Annotated in this window: 14 protein-coding genes; 9 read left to right on the top strand and 5 right to left on the bottom strand. The window is 62.4% G+C overall.

The window, feature by feature from the left end; all coding sequences use genetic code 11:
- Positions 1 to 29 precede the first annotated feature (29 nt).
- The 4 genes from V3587_RS24645 to V3587_RS24630 all read left to right on the top strand — a co-directional run bounded on the left by V3587_RS24645 (position 30) and on the right by V3587_RS24630 (position 4019).
- Entirely contained in the window at positions 30 to 584 is a 555-nt protein-coding gene (locus tag V3587_RS24645; RefSeq protein ID WP_283377292.1) for a Fur family transcriptional regulator, read from the top strand.
- A gap of 31 nt (positions 585 to 615) precedes the next feature.
- Positions 616 to 2067: a catalase gene (locus V3587_RS24640; protein WP_003943483.1), complete on the top strand. Its 1452-nt coding sequence runs from the start codon at positions 616 to 618 to the stop codon at positions 2065 to 2067.
- Positions 2068 to 2336: 269 nt separating this feature from the next.
- A complete protein-coding gene (locus tag V3587_RS24635; protein WP_283377291.1) occupies positions 2337 to 3023 on the top strand; it encodes an HAD family hydrolase in 687 nt (228 codons plus the stop codon).
- Between the two features lie 6 nt (positions 3024 to 3029).
- Entirely contained in the window at positions 3030 to 4019 is a 990-nt protein-coding gene (locus V3587_RS24630) for an LLM class F420-dependent oxidoreductase (RefSeq protein WP_007732341.1), read from the top strand.
- Here V3587_RS24630 and V3587_RS24625 read toward each other — a convergent pair.
- Complete coding sequence (locus tag V3587_RS24625; protein ID WP_042446646.1) at positions 3916 to 5295, bottom strand: sensor histidine kinase; 1380 nt, start codon at positions 5293 to 5295, stop codon at positions 3916 to 3918. The two genes, V3587_RS24630 and V3587_RS24625, sit on opposite strands and share 104 nt — an antisense overlap.
- Complete coding sequence (locus tag V3587_RS24620; RefSeq protein ID WP_003943475.1) at positions 5292 to 5996, bottom strand: response regulator transcription factor; 705 nt, start codon at positions 5994 to 5996, stop codon at positions 5292 to 5294. The genes V3587_RS24625 and V3587_RS24620 overlap by 4 nt, the downstream gene beginning before the upstream one ends.
- Positions 5997 to 6163: 167 nt before the next feature.
- Here V3587_RS24620 and V3587_RS24615 point away from each other — a divergent pair, with 167 nt between their 5' ends.
- The 3 genes from V3587_RS24615 (at position 6164) to V3587_RS24605 (ending at position 9516) form a co-directional block, all read left to right on the top strand.
- Entirely contained in the window at positions 6164 to 6628 is a 465-nt protein-coding gene (locus V3587_RS24615) for a hypothetical protein (protein WP_003943487.1), read from the top strand.
- A gap of 220 nt (positions 6629 to 6848) precedes the next feature.
- Positions 6849 to 7652 (top strand): metal-dependent hydrolase, encoded by an 804-nt coding sequence (locus V3587_RS24610; RefSeq protein ID WP_007732353.1) that lies wholly within the window; start codon positions 6849 to 6851, stop codon positions 7650 to 7652.
- 118 nt (positions 7653 to 7770) lie between these two features.
- Complete coding sequence (locus V3587_RS24605; RefSeq protein ID WP_042446738.1) at positions 7771 to 9516, top strand: cholesterol oxidase substrate-binding domain-containing protein; 1746 nt, start codon at positions 7771 to 7773, stop codon at positions 9514 to 9516.
- Between the two features lie 5 nt (positions 9517 to 9521).
- Here V3587_RS24605 and V3587_RS24600 read toward each other — a convergent pair whose 3' ends face one another.
- Positions 9522 to 10190: a DUF6891 domain-containing protein gene (locus V3587_RS24600; protein ID WP_042446741.1), complete on the bottom strand. Its 669-nt coding sequence runs from the start codon at positions 10188 to 10190 to the stop codon at positions 9522 to 9524.
- A gap of 104 nt (positions 10191 to 10294) precedes the next feature.
- Positions 10295 to 11911: a DHA2 family efflux MFS transporter permease subunit gene (locus V3587_RS24595; protein WP_058227113.1), complete on the bottom strand. Its 1617-nt coding sequence runs from the start codon at positions 11909 to 11911 to the stop codon at positions 10295 to 10297.
- A gap of 120 nt (positions 11912 to 12031) precedes the next feature.
- Here V3587_RS24595 and V3587_RS24590 point away from each other — a divergent pair, with 120 nt between their 5' ends.
- On the top strand, positions 12032 to 12508 hold the full coding sequence (locus tag V3587_RS24590) for a MarR family winged helix-turn-helix transcriptional regulator (protein ID WP_283377290.1): 477 nt from the start codon (positions 12032 to 12034) through the stop codon (positions 12506 to 12508).
- Between the two features lie 57 nt (positions 12509 to 12565).
- Here V3587_RS24590 and V3587_RS24585 read toward each other — a convergent pair whose 3' ends face one another.
- The gene (locus V3587_RS24585) at positions 12566 to 13597 is read right to left on the bottom strand and encodes an ABC transporter substrate-binding protein (RefSeq protein ID WP_283377289.1); all 1032 of its coding nucleotides are present in this window, start codon (positions 13595 to 13597) and stop codon (positions 12566 to 12568) included.
- A gap of 189 nt (positions 13598 to 13786) precedes the next feature.
- On the opposite strand from V3587_RS24585, the gene V3587_RS24580 reads away from it, so the two are divergent.
- The gene (locus V3587_RS24580) at positions 13787 to 15343 is read left to right on the top strand and encodes an acyl-CoA synthetase (RefSeq protein WP_212633864.1); all 1557 of its coding nucleotides are present in this window, start codon (positions 13787 to 13789) and stop codon (positions 15341 to 15343) included.
- Positions 15344 to 15360: the final 17 nt, after the last annotated feature.

The raw sequence follows: 15360 nt of genomic DNA, 5'->3' as shown, positions 1-15360 counted from the left end.
AATTCCAGAAAAGCGGCATACTGGGAAACATGCGAGACGGAGAGCATGACTTCGACCCCCGAGCGCAATTGCGCGTCGTCGGGTTGAGGGTCACTGCTCCGCGCCTCGCCGTGCTGGATGCGGTTACAGCCCAACCGCATTCAGACGCCGATTCTGTTGCAGCACTCGTGCGGCAGCAGCTCGGATCGGTATCCACACAGGCCGTTTACGACGTGCTGAAGGCATGCGTGAACGCAGGATTGCTGCGACGCATCGAGCCGGCGGGTTCGCCCGCACGGTTCGAGACGAGGACTGGTGACAACCACCATCACCTCGTCTGTCGCGGCTGCGGCAAGGTCGTCGACGTCGATTGTGTTGTCGGCCAAGCTCCCTGCCTCGAACCTTCCGATAATCACGGCTTCGAAATCGACGAAGCCGAGGTCGTGTTCTGGGGCCGTTGCGAAGATTGCCTGAAGAATTCTGCCGAATCCGACACCGAGTCGGACGCGGTCTCGCAGAATCGAATTGATGCGTCCAGAACCTCCGAGTCAGCCACCTCGCATGCAGCCCATGCGTTCGACTCGGATGCAGCCCCGCTCCTCTGACGCCCAGCCCACAACGCTAGGAGGCTTCGCCATGACCAAGCCCACCACCAACAATTTCGGTATCGCGGTCGCAAGTGATGACGAATCGCTGACCGCGGGTATTCAGGGGCCGGTGCTCCTTCACGACCACTACCTGATCGAGAAGCTCGCGCAGTTCAACCGCGAGCGTGTCCCGGAGCGCATCGTCCACGCCAAGGGCGGCGGCGCTTTCGGTGAACTCGTCATCACACACGACGTCAGCAAGTACACCAAGGCCGCGTTCCTGCAGCCGGGTAAGAAGACCGAGTCCCTCGTCCGCTTCTCCACCGTCGCCGGTGAGCAGGGCAGCCCGGACACCTGGCGCGATCCGCGCGGTTTTGCGATGAAGTTCTACACCGAAGAGGGAAACTACGACCTCGTCGGCAACAACACCCCGGTGTTCTTCATCAAGGACGCCATCAAGTTCCCCGACTTCATTCGTTCGCAGAAGCGACTGCCCGGCTCCGGTCTTCGTGACCACGACATGCAGTGGGACTTCTGGACTCTGCGTCCCGAGACCGCTCACCAGGTGACCTGGCTGATGGGTGACCGCGGTATCCCGAAGACCTGGCGCAACATGGACGGCTTCGGATCGCACACCTACCAGTGGGTCAACGCTGCGGGTGAACGCTTCTGGGTGAAGTACCACTTCAAGACCGATCAGGGCATCGAGTTCCTGACGCAGGCCGAAGCAGACAGCCTCGCCGGTAGCGATCCCGACTACCACCGCGCGGATCTGTACAACGCCATCGAGGCCGGTAATTTCCCGAGCTGGACACTCAAGGTTCAGATCATGCCGGTCGACGAGGCCGAAGGCTACCGCTTCAACCCGTTCGACCTCACCAAGGTCTGGTCCCAGAAGGACTACCCACTGATCGAGGTCGGCAAGTGGACGCTGAACCGCAATCCGGAGAACTTCTTCGCGCAGATCGAGCAGGCTTCGTTCGAGCCGTCGAACGTGGTGCCCGGCATCGGATTCAGCCCGGACAAGATGCTTCTCGGCCGCGTCTTCTCCTACGCCGACGCACATCGTTACCGCATCGGCACCAACTACGCCGACCTGCCGGTCAATGCCCCGAAGAACGAGGTGAACTCCTACTCCAAGGAGGGCGCCATGCGTTACAGCTTCAATTCCCCGTCGACGCCGGTGTACGCACCGAACTCGTACGGCGGACCGCATGCCGATCCGTCGGTTGCCGGTGACGAAGGACTGTGGGCATTCGACGGCAAGGCAGTGCGCGCCGGATACATCGAGCACGCCGAGGACGGCGACTTCACGCAGGCCGGAACGCTGGTCCGTGAAGTTCTCGACGACGCAGCTCGTGAGCGCCTGGTGAGCAACATCGTCGGCCACGCCCTTGCCGGCGTCAGCGAAGAAGTTCTGCTGCGTGTCTTCGAGTACTGGAAGAACGTCGACGCAGATTTGGGCAAGCGCGTCGAAGAAGGTGTACGCGCAGGTCAGTGACCCGCTGACATGAGCACCGCCTAGGTCTACCGAATGCGGACCGCTGCAAGGGAAATCACTTCCCGGCAGCGGTCCGTTTCCGTCTACTCAACTACAGAAGCGCAAACCAATAGACGAAGCATGCGAGAAGGAATACAACGACTGACTCCATGACGACACCCCTGTTCGACGTGCACTTCTGCTGTTCGCACTCTCCATGATCCGCTTCTCGAGCTGAGAATGCTCGGGGCACAAGTTTCGCGAACCGAGGTGTTGGGCAGTCAATTCCCATGGCAATAGGTGCGGTTCTCTTCGACATCGACGGAACGCTCGTCGATTCCAACTATCTGCACGTAGAAGCGTGGTCGCGAGCTTTCTTCGAGGTAGGTCGCCCGGTCGACGCGTGGCGGGTACACCGCAGCATCGGCATGGACGGAGACCAACTACTGGAGTCCTTGCTCGGCGAAGACATCGAAGGGTGCGGACCGCGAGCCAAAGAACTTCACACCACGTACTACCGGCAGTCGGCCGACCGTCTCCGAGTACTGCCGGGAGCGCGCGAGTTGATCCGCCGAGTTCACTCGCTCGGACTGCACGTGGTGCTCGCTACCTCGGCGCCGGACGACGAACTGAAGTTGCTACGCCGGACGCTCGACATCGACGAAATGATCTACGCCGCCACCTCTTCGGAATCCGTCGACGAAGCCAAACCTGATCCGGACCTGATCGAGGTCGCGCTCGCGAAGGCAGGTGTCGACGCGGGCAATGCGGTCATGGTCGGGGATGCCGTCTGGGACATGAAGGCGGCGACATGGGCGGGCGTTGTGGCTGTGGGAGTGCGCAGCGGCGGCATGTCGACCGACGAACTCGAAGGTGCGGGTGCGGCTGCCGTGTACGACGACGCCCGCGACCTTCTCGACCACCTCGACGGCAGTGTGATTTCCGAACTCGTTTCAGGCCTAGATACCGGGAGTTGATCAGTGATGGCACGATTCGGCTACACCTTGATGACGGAGCAGGCAGGTCCGAAAGAACTGGTTCGCCATGCAGTTCGGGCCGAAGAAGTCGGCTTCGACTTCGAAGTGATGAGTGATCACTACTCGCCGTGGCTGACCGAGCAGGGGCATGCACCCTACGCCTGGTCGGTGCTGGGGGCAGTCGCCCACGCCACCGAGCGAGTCGGTTTGATGACGTACGTGACTTGTCCGACCGTGAGGTACCACCCCGCCGTCGTCGCTCAGAAAGCTGCGACGATCCAGATCCTCGCGGACGGACGCTTCACCCTGGGATTGGGAAGTGGCGAGAGCCTGAACGAGCATGTGGTCGGCGAGGGTTGGCCGTCCATCGACACCCGCCAGGACATGCTGCAGGAGGCGGTGAGCATCATTCGCGCACTGCTCGCCGGAGATCTGGTGAGCTGGAAGGGGGAGTACTTCGACGTCCAGTCCGCCAGGATCTGGGATCTCCCCGAGAACCCGGTTCCGCTGGCGCTGGCCATGTCCGGAGACAAGTCCGTCGAGCGTTTCGGTCCGATGGCCGACGATCTGATTGCCGTGCAACCGGATTCGGAGCTAGTGCACTTGTGGAAGCACGTGCACGGCCGAGCATACGGATTGGCTCCCGCAGGCCGGACCATCGGTCAGATTCCGATCTCGTGGGACCCTGATCGCGACACGGCAATTGCACGAGCTCATCAGCAGTTCCGGTGGTTCGGCGGAGGGTGGTCCGTGAACTCCGAACTGCCGACGCCGGCGAGCTTCTCGGGTGCGACTCAGTTCGTGCGCAAAGAGGATGTAGCTGAAAGCATTCCGTGTGGTCCCGATCTCGATGTGATCGTCGAAGCGGTCAAGGCATACACGGACGCCGGATTCACCGATGTGGCACTGGTACAGATCGGTGGAGATACCCAAGACCGATTCTTCGACGAGGCGGCCAAGCCGCTGCTCGAGGCTCTGCACGTCGAATTGGGTTGATCGAGAAGATCAATCGAGTTCCGCCGAGTGGGCTCTTGTCGAGTCGCGCGCTACCGCCGTGCAGCCTCGCCTGCTGCGCGACGAGGGCCAGTCCCAAACCGCTTCCGGCGTCGCCCGCACCGGTACCACGAACGAATCTCTCGAACATAGCTTCGCGTTCCGAAGGCGCGATCACGGTGCCGTTGTCGTCGACGAAAACCGTCGCCGAACCCGTCGCAGCCCCTGATCGGACGGTGATCTCGACTTCGTCGGCATTGCCGTGCCGAACGGAATTGGTGACGGCGTTGGTCAGCACCAGACGGATACCCGCGGGAAAGGCCTGAACCGAAAGTTCTTCCGGTGCTTTCAAACGAACGTCGACCTGCGGGTGGAGACGGCCGGCGTCAGCGACGGCGCGATCGGCAACCTCGACGAGATCGACGTCGGCACAATCCTCGGGATCGGCCACGTCACCCAGGGCTAGAGTCTCGAGGTCGGTCAGGGTGCGCTCGATCTGGCGCTGCGCTTCCAACAATTCGCCGGACAGTTCGCGCCGTTGGCTTTCCGTGAGATCGAGTGTTGCGAGAACTTCGAGATCGGTACGCATCGACGTGAGAGGTGTGCGCAGTTCGTGGGCGGAGACGCGAGCGAAATCGCGTGCCGACTCCAACGCCTCCTCGGTGCGGCTTCGATCGCTTTCGATGCGACTGAGCATGCTGTGGATTGCCTCCGACAGTTCTTCGGCTTCTCGCGTTCCACGTACCGACGGTGCCCGGCGCGAGAGTCCGTCGACGTCGAGGTTGTTGCCGATCGAACTGGTGGTCTCGGTCAATTGCTGTAGTGGCCGGACGGCTCGGCCGGTGAGGAACCAACCGAGCCCGGCCGCGGCAAGGATGGCGACCACTGCTGCAGCGGCCACTTGGAACTGCTGCTCACGGATTGCCTGGGTCAGTGGGTCTTCGGGGATGCTGACGGCCAGTGCGGCGCCGCTGTCGCCGGGCACCAGAACATCACGACTGCGAACATCGGTGGTAGCCAAGGCGCTGACGGTCGCGGCGTTGAATCCGGGGCTGACCACGGATGGTTCTGTTGTTGCAGTTGGTGTTTCGATGAATAGCGGGCTCGGCGCACTCGCCGCGACGCCCAGGGTGACGGAATCGAGAGTGCGTTCGAGTTGTTCGGATCCGTTGACACGCAGAAAGACCGCGAACGCAATTCCGATCGCGGCAATCACGATTCCGGCGGCCAGGCCCGAGGCGATGGCTACGCGAGTCTGAAGTGACAGCGGCCGCTTCATCGTTCGGCCCTCAGGACGAAGCCCACCCCACGCACTGTGTGGATCACGCGGGGCGCTCCGTCGACTTCGAGTTTCTTGCGTAGGTAGGTGACAAAGACGTCGACGACATTGGTGTCGGCGGCGAAGTCGTAACCCCAGACGAGTCGCAGGAGTTGTGCGCGACTGAGTACGACACCGGCGTGCTCGGCGAGTACCGACAACAGGTCGAATTCTCTTTTGGTGAGTTCGATTCGTCTACCGTCGATGTGCGCTCGATGGCCACGGAGATCGACCGTCAGCGGTCCCACCGTGATCGGATGGTCGACCGACGGGGTGGCTCGCGTCGTGCGTCGAAGCAATGCGCGGAGTCTGGCGACGAGCTCGGCCAACTCGAAGGGCTTGGTGAGGTAGTCGTCGGCGCCCGCCTCCAGCCCCGCGATGCGATCACCCACGGAACTTCGGGCGCTGAGCACGCAGATCGGAACCTCGTTGCCGATCGCGCGCAGGGCGGTCACCACCCCGACGCCGTCGAGGCCGGGCATGTTGACGTCGAGAACGAGCGCGGCCGGGCATTGCTTGTTCACCGATGACAAGGCCGATCGTCCGTCGACGGCAGTTGCCGTGTCGAAGCCCGACAATCGGAGTCCACGTTCGAGCGAATTCAGAACCTTCGCGTCGTCGTCAACGATCAGGATGCGCTCGCGTGTACTCACCCCAGCCATGGTGCCATCGGATCAAGGCCTGGGGCCTCGCTCGGAGCGAGGGCCGTCGCATTCTCATCAACTCCTAAGAAACCGACAACAGATCTGCAGTGTTGGCTTCATAACCTCGGGTTTCTCGGATGCGACCGCGCCGAGAACTCGAGAACGTTCGATCAAGGAGAACAACGATGACGCGATTGAAAGTGAACGGCAAGCGGGCCCGCCGGACCGGTGTGGTGGTGGCGTCCGTGGCGGTCCTCGGTATGGCAGTGGCGCCGGGAATCGCCTGGGCTTCCAACCCGATTTCCGACGGGTCACCGGTGGCGGTGCGGTCGATCGCGACCGCTCCAGCCGAGTTGGGTGTGGCTCCCGAAGTAGCGTGTGGTGTCGCGGCGCCGATTTCCGACGAGGAGCTGCAGAAGCTCATCGACGAGGGGAAGGTCGTGCGCGCGGAGGAGGCCGGTACGGCCGCAGTCACTATCGAAGTGCCGAGCGAAGCTGCGACATTCGTTGCGCGTGAAGGGGTGCCGGCGTTGCCGACCGTCGAATGGGCTCCGACGACCGAAGGTGTTCCGGCAGAGGTGCTCGACATGGCCGGTGTCGCTCCGCTGGAGGAAGGCGTTGCCCTGTCATGCACGGTTGCCGCGGGCTGACGAGCGAAAAAAGCTCCGCATGAACCGCTTTGACCTGGAACGGTACGGCCGTACTCAACTGGGTCTGGAGGTTGGTCAAGCCTGTCGGTAGCACTTGCTACGTTCGGGGCGGTCTCGGCGAGCATGCCGGGGCCGTCGCCGACGGCGTCATGTGTGTGGTGTCTTGCAGAGGGTGCGGTACGGCCTGATGCGGGGCGCGTTTCGAAAGGTGTTGTGTTTCATGGTCATGGGCCCCACCCACGCGATGTCCGGTGCTGCTGTGGGGTTGGTGGTTGCGGAGTTGTTGCCTCTCGACTGGGGAGGGCCCACATCCACTGCGGAAACTTTGACCTTTGCCGGAGTGTGTGCCGGAGCCGCCTTGCTTCCCGACCTCGATACCGGTCAGTCGACGGTTTCGCGATCATTCGGTCCGCTCAGCAAGGCTCTGGCCAAAGGCATCGACGCAATTTCGGTGACCTTCTACCGCATCACCAAAGGCAAGAAGGACGGCAAGCGTCGTGGTGGGCATCGGACGCTCACGCACACCGCGCTGTTCGCCGCCGGGTTGGGTGCCGGGGTCTCGGCGCTGGTTGTTCAGTTCGGGAAGCCAGCCATCATCATCACCCTGTTCTTCTGCCTCGGGTTGGCCATCCGTGGATTGGCGGGTGAATTGGCCAAGGAGAAGGGTTGGCTCGCGGTCTCCGCCGTTGCGTTGGTGCTCTCTGCCCTCACCTGGCAGTGGTATCCGAGTGAGGCTGGATCCACGGGGCTAGGTGTTGCGGTGGCACTGGGTTGCGCCACGCACTGTCTCGGCGATGCGATCACCAAGGAAGGGGTGCCGTTTCTCGCGCCCCTGATTCCGCTCGGCGGCAAACGATGGTGGGAACAACGGCTGCCGTCATTCCTGTCCATCCGTGCAGGTGGGAACCTCGAGAAGATCCTGATCGGGCCGGCGTTGACGGTTCTGACTGCCTGGTTGATCATCAGTGCGTTCGACGGTGCCCCGGAAGCGATCTACGCGGTCTTCGCTCCGATGGTGCAGTGAGCTTCGGAAAACTTTTATTACGGAACCACTGGCATCGTAATCATATTTGTTCTACGTTCGTCCCTGACATGAACCGAGTCGGCTGACGGAGTGAGCAGTGGTGCATCAAGCAGAGCGCATGGCAGAGCACAGCTCGAGCGAAGACGGTGTGAGCCGGCGCGGATTTCTCGCAGCGAGTGCCGGCGCAGCTGCTCTCGCGGGCATTTCCTGGGCGCCGGCTGGAGCAGTTCCCTGGGGTTCGGCATCGACCATCGCGCCACCGCCCGGATTTCCGTCGGACATTCCGTTGTCACAGCAGGCGTACGCGAACTGGTCGCGAGAAATCATGCTCGACAGCGTGTGGACGGCCACGGCACGTCACAGCGATGACGTCGTCACCCTCGCCAACTGGGCGTTCGACAACGGGTACACAGTGCGTGCGAAGGGAACGATGCACGGGTGGAGTCCGTTGACGGTGGTGCCCGGCGCGCCTTCGGATCGAGTTCTGCTGGTCGATACGATGGCCAAACTGAATTCGGTTGTGGTGCAGCACGGCACGCCCGCAACGGTCACGGCGGGCGCCGGCGCCAGTATCGAAGCGATTCTGACAGCGCTCGAGCGAGAAGGGCTCGGCTGGGCCAACTCTCCGGCGATCGGTGAGCTGTCCATCGCCGGCGCGCTGGCGATCGGTGCTCACGGGGCAACCTATCCGGCTGTGGGGGAGACGATCACCCCTGGTCAATCGTATGGTTCGCTGAGCAACCTGATCACCGAGATCACGGTGGTGGCGTGGGACGAAGGCATCAATCGGTACGCACTGAAGACATTTCACCGATCGGACGTCGAGAGCACCGCCTTCCTGACCCATCTGGGTCGAACCTTCGTCACCTCCGTGACGCTGCAAGCCGGGGAGAATTATCGGCTGCGGTGCCAGAGTTTCACCGACATTCCGTGGCAAGAACTCTTTGCTGCTCCCGGTTCGCCAGGGCGTACCTACGAGAGTTTCGTCGAGAAATCCGGACGGGTGGAAGCAATCTGGTTCCCGTTCACGCAAACACCGTGGCTCAAGGTCTGGACACCGACCCCGGTCAAACCGCCGGAGTCCCGAGAGGTGAGCGGGCCGTACAACTACTTCTTCTCCGACGCGATTCCCGAAGAGGTCACCACCCCGTTGGGGATGGTGGCACAGGGTCTCCAAGCTGCGACACCGCTGTTCGGCGCCTCTCAGTTCGGCGCTGTAGCAGCAGGATTGGTGCTGACCGACACCGACGATCTCTGGGGCTGGTCGAAAGACGTTCTGTTCTACCTCCGGCACACGACCTTGCGCGTCGTAGCCGGGGGCGGAGCCGTGATCACCAAGCGGTCCAACATCGGCCGAGTCGTCCACGAGATGACGAGTTGGCTGAACGAACGAATGACGCACTACGCGTCGCTGGGGCAGTATCCCGTCAACATGCCGTTCGAAGTGCGTCTCTGCGGTGTCGACGATGACGGCGAGGTGTTGGTCGACAGCGCCGGAGTGCCGGACCTGTCAGCGGTGCGGCCGCGGGCGGATCGTCAGGACTGGGACACAGCGATCTGGATGAACGTGGTCTCGATTCCCGGCACCGCGGGATTGCCTGCCTTCCTTCGCGAAATGGAACGGTGGATGGTCGCGAACTACTCCGGCGATTACGCGACCTTCCGTCCGGAGTGGTCCAAGGGGTGGGCATTCACCGATCAGGCGGCGTACCAGGACGACGAATTCCTCACCAGCACAGTGCCTGCCACCTTCCGTGCCGGTGGCGACGGGAATTGGGACTTCGCTCTCGCCACTCTCGACGAACACGACCCGCACCGCGTCTTCAGCAATACGTTCCTCGACCGCGTATTGCCACCCAGCTGAATCTCCTACTGCGGAAGCGGTTTGCGCCAACATACGTCGGTGACACGGATACGCTGATTGTTGTCACCGTTCCAATCGACGCTCAGCCCCTGAGTTCGGAGTGCGTCGGCTACCTGGCGCCCGACGGTCTGATCGGTGTGCGCGATCATGTGTGCCTTGGCGGTTTCGTCGCCGCCGAAGGCAGCGGCGACCAGTGCGGGATCGAGATCGTGGGCCGGACGAAACGCACTGTAGGACAAGTAGAGATCGGACGGCTCGTCGCCGAGACGCTCCGCATCTTGCATGTGGAAGAACGTGTACGCCCACTGAGCAAAGGGATACCCGTTCTCGTCGGGTTCGGACGGCGTGCGTTCGTCGTCGATTTCAGTAGTGCCGCACTGCATGCAGCAGGTGAAGTTCATCCGGGCTACGATGCCGTTGCGCTCGAGATCAGCGAAGGCTGCGGAGAGGCGCTCGAAGTCGCCGGGAGCCGTCCACTGGGTCTGCTCCCCGAGTCTGTGGTCCCAGACCTCACGCACTACTGCGTCGATCTGTCTGCCGAGTTCGTCGTTCTCGAAGCCGCCCTCGACACAGTCTCGGGCGGCTTCGCAGATTTCGTCGAACGTCGCGAAACCTGGGAGTACCAGTTCGCGTGCTTGCTCACCTACGGCGACGATGTCGGCCTCACTGAGCACCGGTGCTGACCGTGACTGTGCTGACCGTGACTGTGCTGACCGTGACTGTGATGACCGTGACCAGGGCAATCGCATACCGGCACCGTACTGCACCGATCCGACCGTCAGGCGACGTCGGCTGCTGCTTTCGTTTCCTCCTCGTTTGACGGGGCCGGCTTGTTCGGGATGAGCGCCGTGGCGATCAGGCCCACCACGACAAATCCGGCCGCAAGGTATCCGCCGAGTGTGATGCCGTGAGTCATCGCAGATTGGGCAGCGTCGGCGACGAAGGCAGTGTTCGGTGAACCGGCCAGCGAGTCGATGGCGGCGCCTGCGCTGTCGGTGACTGCCCGCGTCAACTGATCAGCCTGAGCTTGGTCGACACCGGATCCGGTGAGGTCGTTGTTCAGCGTCGAATTGAGAGTGCTGAAGAAGACCGTGGTGAGGACAGCGATGCCCAGTGCGGATCCGAGTTGGCGGAACGCGCTCTGAATGCCGGAGCCTTGACCGGCGCTCTGCTCGGGAATCTCCTCGAGCACCACGTTGGTCACCTGGGCAGTCGCAAAACCGACGCCGATTCCGTAGAAGAACAGCACTGCGGCGATAGTCCACCAGGGGCTGTCTGTCGCAGCGATGAATCCGAGGCCGGCGAGACCGAGCGCTTCGAGAGCCAGGCCGATACGGACCAAGCCCAACGGCGAGACCTTCGATGCCAGCCCGAAGCTCGCACCACTGGCGACAAAGCTGCCGATGGCAATGGGAACCAGCGCGAGCCCTGCCTGGAGGGCGCTGTATCCGAGCGTGAACTGGAGCCAGAGAGGAAGCACCGCAACGATTCCGAACTCGCCGAGTCCGATGATCAGCGTCGCGATGTTGCCGTTGCGGAACGACGAGATGGAGAACAACCGTACGTCCATCAGTGCCCGCGACGGATCGGCGCTGCGGGTGAGCATGGTTTGACGGTAGGCGAACGCACCGAGCGACAGAACGGCGAGAACCAGCGCCACCAGAACCGGCGACGGTCCGCTGGACCATGAAAGACCGAACAGATCGAAGGGTTCCTTCGTCGTCAGCCACCCGTACGTTCGTCCCTCGACGAGGCCGAAGGCCAGCAGGCCGAGCCCGGCGATGGACAGTGCTGCTCCGGTGGCGTCGATGCGCCCAGCGGTGCGGGGTGAGGGCGCGATGAACAGCACTGCGCCGATCAGAATGAGCGCAGCAAGCGGAATGTTGATCCCGAATGCCCAACGCCATGAGGCATGTTCGGCAAGCCAGCCGCCGAGCAATGGGCCGAGGGCGGATGCAGCGCCGATGGTGGAGCCCCAGACCGCGAAGGCCTGGCCGCGCGCCTTTCCGGTGAACATCGCGTTCAGAAGCGACAGTGACGTGGGCAGGATCATGGCCGCGCCGGCGCCCTGCAGGAAGCGCGCCAGGATGAGCAGACCGCCGTTCGGCGCCAGTCCGGCCAGCAGGCTCGTCGCGCCGAACACGATGACACCGGCAATGAAGATGCGACGAGCGCCGACCAGATCGGCAACTCTGCCGACCAATAGCAGAAGTGCCGCGAACACGATTGCGTAGGACTCTTGGATCCATTGAGCCTGAACGGAATTGATCCCGAGATCTTCGATGATCGAGGGAACTATGACGTTGACGATCGTGGTGTCGACGACGATCAGTGCCACGCCGAGTGCAATGGCGATCAGGCCCAACCACTTGCGGGTGGTGGGTGAGATGTTCACGAATAAACCTCCATTGTGAAGTAACTTTACAATGAAGGTATATTTGAGGCGGTAAGTTGTCAACGTGCGCGCTGGGCTCGACCGGCCGCCGTCTGGCACAGGAAAGGTGGGATCACTGAGGTGGAGGCACCGCGCGACATCTCCGTGGAGCGGGAGCGGCTGATGGACGAATTCCGCGCGTACGGTGGCACGTTCACCGAATTCAGCCATCGATTCGCGTCGTGGCTCGGCCTGCATTCCACCGACGCGACTGCCTTGATGGAAATCACCGCTGCCGAGGAGAAGGGGACGCCGCTCTCACCCGCCCGCCTCGGAGAGCGGATCTCGCTGACGTCGGGTGCAACCACCGCGTTGCTCAACCGCCTGGAGAAGGCGGGACATATCGTCCGGACCCGAGAGAATGCCGACCGGCGAGTGGTCACGCTGCACAGCAGTGCGCATGTGCAGGACCTGGCGGACGAGTTCTTCGGGCCCCTTGCCGTGCGACTCGACGCCATGATGGCGAAGTACCCGCCCGAACTGCTCAGTCGATTCGAGGAATTTCTCGTCGACCTTCACTTGACGATGAACGAACACCTCGAGCAGGACAACCGCTGAACAAAAAACGCCGCTCGACTCCGGAGAGTCGGGCGGCGTTCTTTGTGCCGGTGACGGCTACTTGCCGAGCTTGGCCTGCAGGTCGTCGAGAACCAGGCCGGCACCTGTCGGGCCGAGGCCCAGGAACCAGGTCTCGTCGCTCACCTCGGTGGCGCGGCCTTCCTTGACTGCGTCCATGCTTGCCCACAGCGGGCCGGCAACAACGGTGGTCTGGCCCGTGTCGGCGGGATTTCCGTAGCTGGAGTAGAAGATTCGGTCACCCTCCGCCTCGGTGATCGTTTCGGGGCTGACCTCGACGGCCAGTTCGTCGATGTCCTGGATCGCCGGGCGGGGCAGGCCGACGTCCTTCAAGATGACGCCGATGAACGACAGATTGCCGTACAGGCGCAGCTTCCCGGACATGAAACGAACCAGTGAAACGGTCGGGGAGCCGTCGATCGACTCACGTACCTTGTCGGCGTGCTCTTGGTAGTCGTTGAGAACCTGCTCAGCCTTGGTCTCCTCGCCGAGTGCGTCACCGGCAAGGAGGAAGTTCTCCTTCCACGGAAAGCCGGGGCGGATGCTGAAGACCGTCGGAGCGATTGCCGCGAGTTGCGGGTAAAGCTTGTCCTGGCGCAGCTTGCTGCCGAGGATCAGATCAGGCTGCAGTGCGGTGATCGCCTCGAGGTTGAGGTTGTTGGTCGTGCCGACATCGGGGACACCGACCAACTTGTCCGCCAGGTACGACGGCTGACCGGCGGCGCTTTCCGGGCTGGCGATGCCGACCGGGGTGATCCCGAGCGAGAGAACCTCGTCGAGTTCACCGCTGTCGAGGACGACGACGCGGGTCGGCTTGGCCTCGAGGGTGGTCTCGCCCAGGGCATGGGTGATGGTGCGAGGGAACTCGCCTGGCGCGGCATCGCTGCCGAGCTTCGCGGTTTCCGTGTCGGCGGTGCTGAACAGCTTGCCGCCGGTCGCGACATCGGTGTTGCCGTTCGCGTTGCCGCCGGCGTCGGAAGAGCCGCAGGCCGTAGCGGCAAAAACAGTCGCCAAGGCAACCATGGCGACCCGGACCGCCGTGCGGCTCCGGAGAGTGGTGCGTGAGTGCATTAGGCTACCCTACCTTTCGGCTATCGGGCTTGGTCAGGGAGGTATCCGCACCGTTGACGCCAGGTGAGCGGCGCGTCAGGTCTCGCTCAGCGGGACCGCTACGCAATTCGGACTACAGGGTGCGACCAACGTGTTAGCTTCGCGAAAGACCTGTACTGGTAAGCGAAGACGCGTGTAGTGAGGATTTCGATGACCCTGAACATTGCCGATCTGTTCGAGGCCGTTGCCGATGCGATCCCCGATCGAGTTCCCTTGATTCTGGAAGACGTGCGATTGAGCTACGCCGAACTCGAACTGCGATCGAACCGACTCGCTCATCACCTGCAGTCGGTGGGCGTCGAGCCTGGGCAGCACGTCGGTATTCACATGCGTAACTGCGTCGAGTACGTCGAAGCGCTCCTGGCTTGCTTGAAGATCAGAGCGGTACCGATCAACGTCAACTTCCGCTATACCGATGCAGAACTCCTGTACATCTACACCAACTCTCAAATGGTGGCACTGCTGGTCGAAGAGGAATTCGCGCCGACGGCATTGGCCGTGGTTCCGCAGTGTCCGGAGATCACCCACGTGTTGATCGTCGGCGAAGACTACGAGAACGCCCTTGCCGCGCAGACTGATACCCGCGACTTCGGCCCTCGCAGCAACGACGACCATTTCATCATCTACACCGGCGGCACAACCGGAATGCCCAAGGGTGTGGTGTGGCGGCACGAGGACTTCTTCTTTGCCGCCCTGTCCGGAGCGAACCTCAGCGGGCCGCCGCGTCGTAGCCTCGAAGAGGTTGTGGATGCAGCTGTAGCGAACACCAATCCAACTGTGCTGCTACTCATCCCGCCGCTCATGCATGGAGCCGCAATCTATTCACTGCTCACGGCATTCCTCATGGGAGCGCCCCGAGTGCTGACCCGCAGCTTCGATCCGATGGAAGTGTTGCGACTGGTCGAGGCCGAGAAGATCACCGGAATCACCGTCGTCGGCGACGCAATTGCTCGGCCGATCGCCGACGCCATCACCGCAAGCGAAGGGCGCTACGACCTTTCGACTCTCCAACTGATCGGGTCGGGTGGCGCGTTGTTCTCCCCGAACCTGAAAGCAGAACTGACAACCCGACTACCGGGGTTGGTGATCAAGGATGCATTCGGTGCTTCGGAATCCGGCAACGACGGCGTCGTCGAATTCGGTGAGGACGGTTCCAAGCGAATTCGATCCAACCCCAACATGATTCTTGTGGACGACGAATTCCGTCGCATCGAACCAGGCTCGGACACAGTCGGTTTCATCGCCCGGGCCGGCCATGTTCCTGTTGCCTACTTCGGCGACCCGGCCAAGACTGCTGCAACTTTTCCCGTCGTCGACGGGGTTCGTCTGGCGGTACTCGGGGACATGGGCACGATGGAAGCCGACGGAACCATCGTGCTGCTCGGGCGCGGTTCGATGTGCATCAACTCCGGCGGCGAGAAGGTCTACCCCGAAGAAGTGGAGCAGGCACTCAAAACTCACCCGGCAGTTTTCGACGCTTTGGTGGCGGGTGCGCCCGACACTCGATTCGGTGAGAAGGTCGCCGCGGTGGTGCAGGTTCGACCGGGATTCGAAGATGTTGCGACGGAATCATTGTCGGAGCATTGCCGCACCCACGTCGCCGGGTACAAGATCCCCCGCTCGATCGTGCTCGTACCAAGCATCCTCCGCTCGCCCAGCGGTAAGGCCGACTACCGTTGGGCTCGCGAAACCGTAGCGGGAGTGTGAGCAGGTAGTGGTTCCGA

The organism is Rhodococcus sp. IEGM 1306 (genome assembly GCF_036541985.1).
Classification (GTDB): Bacteria; Actinomycetota; Actinomycetes; order Mycobacteriales; family Mycobacteriaceae; genus Rhodococcus_F; species Rhodococcus_F qingshengii.
The sequence above is the reverse complement of the archived record's forward strand: the minus strand, read 5'-3'. Positions and strand labels throughout refer to the sequence as shown.

Bases quoted from the DNA above. Each gene is read 5' to 3' on its own strand.
- V3587_RS24580 (WP_212633864.1), top strand. From the start codon at position 13,787: ATGACCCTGAACATTGCCGATCTGTTCGAGGCCGTTGCCGATGCGATC.
- V3587_RS24620 (WP_003943475.1), bottom strand. From the start codon at position 5,996: ATGGCTGGGGTGAGTACACGCGAGCGCATCCTGATCGTTGACGACGAC.
- V3587_RS24605 (WP_042446738.1), top strand. From the start codon at position 7,771: ATGGCAGAGCACAGCTCGAGCGAAGACGGTGTGAGCCGGCGCGGATTT.
- V3587_RS24610 (WP_007732353.1), top strand. From the start codon at position 6,849: ATGGTCATGGGCCCCACCCACGCGATGTCCGGTGCTGCTGTGGGGTTG.
- V3587_RS24615 (WP_003943487.1), top strand. From the start codon at position 6,164: ATGACGCGATTGAAAGTGAACGGCAAGCGGGCCCGCCGGACCGGTGTG.
- V3587_RS24630 (WP_007732341.1), top strand. From the start codon at position 3,030: ATGGCACGATTCGGCTACACCTTGATGACGGAGCAGGCAGGTCCGAAA.
- V3587_RS24625 (WP_042446646.1), bottom strand. From the start codon at position 5,295: ATGAAGCGGCCGCTGTCACTTCAGACTCGCGTAGCCATCGCCTCGGGC.
- V3587_RS24635 (WP_283377291.1), top strand. From the start codon at position 2,337: ATGGCAATAGGTGCGGTTCTCTTCGACATCGACGGAACGCTCGTCGAT.
- V3587_RS24640 (WP_003943483.1), top strand. From the start codon at position 616: ATGACCAAGCCCACCACCAACAATTTCGGTATCGCGGTCGCAAGTGAT.
- V3587_RS24585 (WP_283377289.1), bottom strand. From the start codon at position 13,597: ATGCACTCACGCACCACTCTCCGGAGCCGCACGGCGGTCCGGGTCGCC.
- V3587_RS24645 (WP_283377292.1), top strand. From the start codon at position 30: ATGCGAGACGGAGAGCATGACTTCGACCCCCGAGCGCAATTGCGCGTC.